The sequence below is a fragment of the Arsenophonus sp. ENCA genome, assembly GCF_002287155.1.
Classification (GTDB): Bacteria; Pseudomonadota; Gammaproteobacteria; order Enterobacterales; family Enterobacteriaceae; genus Arsenophonus; species Arsenophonus nilaparvatae.
The window spans coordinates 1-1732 of record NZ_NHNG01000741.1; the positions used below are offsets into that span (position 1 = coordinate 1).

The 1732-nt window shown below is 35.5% G+C and carries 3 protein-coding genes and 1 pseudogene; 1 reads left to right on the forward strand and 3 read right to left on the reverse strand.

Going from position 1 to position 1732, the window contains the following annotated elements:
• A pseudogene (locus CBG25_RS19280) lies at positions 1 to 212 on the forward strand (hypothetical protein); the annotation flags it as partial.
• On the opposite strand, the gene CBG25_RS19285 reads toward CBG25_RS19280, so the two are convergent.
• From CBG25_RS19285 to CBG25_RS21570, 3 genes are all read right to left on the reverse strand, one after another.
• Entirely contained in the window at positions 209 to 1132 is a 924-nt protein-coding gene (locus CBG25_RS19285) for a hypothetical protein (protein ID WP_290608677.1), read from the reverse strand. The pseudogene CBG25_RS19280 and the gene CBG25_RS19285 overlap by 4 nt on opposite strands.
• 102 nt (positions 1133 to 1234) lie before the next feature.
• On the reverse strand, positions 1235 to 1615 hold the full coding sequence (locus CBG25_RS19290; protein ID WP_290608679.1) for a TrbM/KikA/MpfK family conjugal transfer protein: 381 nt from the start codon (positions 1613 to 1615) through the stop codon (positions 1235 to 1237).
• Entirely contained in the window at positions 1557 to 1715 is a 159-nt protein-coding gene (locus CBG25_RS21570) for a hypothetical protein (protein WP_366212646.1), read from the reverse strand. The genes CBG25_RS19290 and CBG25_RS21570 overlap by 59 nt, the downstream gene beginning before the upstream one ends.
• Between the last annotated feature and the right edge of the window lie 17 nt (positions 1716 to 1732).

Genomic DNA, 1732 nt, shown 5'->3' on the forward strand with positions numbered 1-1732 from the left:
ATCGAGAAGTTAAACAAAATTGTGGTATTGAACGCTGTCAGGCTCGCACGAGCCGAGCGCAAAGAAATCATATTTTTCTCGCTATTTCTGCGTGGTTTGAACAACATAAACGTCGTATATCTGAAAAAATAACCCTTTATCAACAAAATTGGGACGTAATCAAAAATGCTATTGCTGAGCACATCCGTGTTTTATTAGCGTACCCAAATTAGTTTTGTGCGAAACTCGTGTTTAGGTTATCTTCATTGTTTCTTTTTGTTCGAATAATTTCACCGTTTAACATTGAACTATTGTGTTTTAATAATTCTCTGGTAGCGGTTATATCTGCTGCGATTAGTTCATTGTTTTCTATAATTTTAAAATCAGTATATTTGTTAGCATTTTTTAATGTTTTATCGTCGTCATCAATACGTTCTTTTTTTTCATTTTGGAAAACAAAATCAGTGTATTCCTTTCCTCTTTCTTCTGTTTTTTGGTTTTCTACCTTCCTCTCTTTTTTCTCTTTATTAAGAGAGATGTCAGTATATTCTTTAGCGCTAGATAATATCTTTTTGTCATTTTCATCTGCATATATTTTTGCGTTTATCATCGTTTCTTCAGCACCTTTAATTCGAAGCTTTTTTTCGGTATCGATTAACTGATTTGTCTTTTCATTAATAATATTTTCTCGCATTTCAGTATATTGCATGGACTCCTTTAAAGCTTGTTTTGAAGCCTTATTTGCATAATCAATACTCTGCTCATATTTATTGTTTGCGTAACTGCTTGAAGCTCCTACTGCCTCATTTTTGGCTTTATTAATATTGGCATTAACCTCGGTTTTTGCATCACCTATCTTTTTATTTGTCAGTACATTCGCTTGATTTAAGATATCTTTATCGTTTTTTATCCGCTCGGATTTTTCTTGTTCAAGCAGCTCTTTTACTTCGTGTTTTTGCTGCGTGATTTTTTCTATTTTTCTTTGTAAACACCGACTAACTTCGCTTATACCTGATGCGCTTCCTTCACTTGTCGTACACTCATACGCTATTACATCAACTGATACTATTAGCGATAACAAAAAAAAGAAAATCAAATAGAATGAAATTGACTTATGGCTGTTTTTGGGTAGATTAATTATTGTAGTATTCACGTTAATGTTTCCTTTTAAAATCGTTTGCTCATTAATTGAAGGCTACGGTGTGCGTCGTACTGGCATACGACGCACACCCTTCATCCTGATAAGCGTATCGTTTTATCTCATACGTCCAAATTTGCTGATAATTTTGCTAATTTCCACGGGATCTGCTTCGGCGCAACCCGATAGAAAAACTTTGCGTGCATCAATCGTCTTACTCCAACGAATATGGCCTTTTTTCCACTTCAAAATATTGACGAAAGTCTTTACGGGTGCTGCACATTCTAACGGATTTTCACCCCTTACTTTTCCAGCCATGCAGAGAAAAACCGTACAGGGATCATCGGTATCAACGTTTTGGGCAACTGAATAACCGGAAAATAAAGTAAGCGTGTTGCTTAATAGTGAAATAAGGGTATTTCGGTGATTGAAGTAAATTTTAGGCTGTTCTGAGATGGAAATTCCAAAGACCGGCACTAAGGAGTAAAAAGGTATCATCAATAAAGGGTCTACGATTCCGTAAAATTTGGGTCATACAACCGAAGCGCTTGATACCCGCGATGGCGTGTTCAACCGTAATACGGATGCCCGAGATTATTTTATTTTCTTGTTTTT

Coding starts and splice junctions, on each gene's coding strand:
- CBG25_RS19290 (WP_290608679.1), bottom strand. CDS start 1,615: ATGATACCTTTTTACTCCTTAGTGCCGGTCTTTGGAATTTCCATCTCA.